Genomic DNA, 568 nt, shown 5'->3' with positions numbered 1-568 from the left:
CCTCTTCTTCTATATCAATGGCTTCGTCTAGCGCCTTTTGTGCGGCTTGTATTAGGTTTTGTCTCTGTTCGTCGTCAGCAAATACATCAACGGGGATGTGTCGTATCAACTTGTGCAGCTCTCGAAAAAAATCGATTTTCTGTTCTATTGCCACCAACTCCATTGATGTTGCGATCTTCCAAATCTCTTCACTGCTAACCCAACGTTGCTCGACCAGAGCAATTACGTCAGCCATCAAATCAGAAGCCTGATAAGCCATGACTCATCCTTTCTGGTTTGAACATTTGAAATAGCCGCCCTACCTGATCTTGCAAGGTGTTTAACGTTTTGAGTTTTTGCATGTCGGACATCAGCAGCTGCAATTTGACGGAGTCAATGTTGCTGCCTTGAACGCTAAGGTCGGCGCTCATGCCTTGCAGCATGAAGTCCACCGCAGTTGAGACTTCTTGCTCACCAAAACGCTCGACAACATCCTGATATGCAGAGCCAAGCCCTTGATAGCTGTGTACCGTATCGCGGTAAAAGCCGCGCAATTGGTGAAGAGAGCTGAACTCTTGCTCTTTGCTAA

The 568-nt window shown here is 46.7% G+C and carries 1 protein-coding gene and 1 pseudogene; both read right to left on the bottom strand.

The genetic code is table 11. The annotated features are described in order from the left end of the window. Positions 1 to 259, bottom strand: a 259-nt coding sequence (locus tag R7190_RS29510) for a TyeA family type III secretion system gatekeeper subunit (protein ID WP_318138155.1), incomplete at its 3' end; no start/stop codon positions are given. Then, a pseudogene (gene vopN, locus R7190_RS29505) lies at positions 240 to 568 on the bottom strand (SctW family type III secretion system gatekeeper subunit VopN); the annotation flags it as partial. The pseudogene vopN and the gene R7190_RS29510, both read right to left, overlap by 20 nt.

The organism is Vibrio sp. 1078-1, assembly GCF_033340475.1.
This window is presented reverse-complemented; position numbering and strand designations above follow the sequence as displayed.